This window comes from Mycolicibacterium vulneris, assembly GCF_002104765.1.
Classification (GTDB): Bacteria; Actinomycetota; Actinomycetes; order Mycobacteriales; family Mycobacteriaceae; genus Mycobacterium; species Mycobacterium vulneris.
The window spans coordinates 1-255 of the sequence record NZ_NCXM01000128.1 but is presented as its reverse complement, the minus strand read 5'-3'; the positions used below and the strand labels follow the sequence as shown (position 1 = coordinate 255).

General features: G+C 68.2%; 1 protein-coding gene. It reads left to right on the top strand.

The window, feature by feature from the left end:
- The coding region (locus B8W69_RS32135) for a HAMP domain-containing protein (RefSeq protein ID WP_133058076.1) at positions 1-255 on the top strand (255 nt) is incomplete at both ends.

Sequence of the window (255 nt, the reverse complement as noted above, 5' to 3'; positions counted from 1 at the left end):
ATGGCCTGGTGCCGGCCGGGCTGGCCCTGCTGCTGGGAGTGTTGCTGTATCGGCGCTGGATAGTGCTGCTGGGACGCCTGCGAGCGCAGGCCAATGCCCTGCGCGGCAACGACCTGACGGCGCGTACGCAGGCAGAGATCAGCCGGCGCAGCGACGAGTTGGGCGATCTGGGGCGGGCGTTCGACCATATGGCCGAGCGACTCGACGAGCACATGGTGTTGCAGCGCCAACTGCTCCGCGATCTCTCCCACGAGC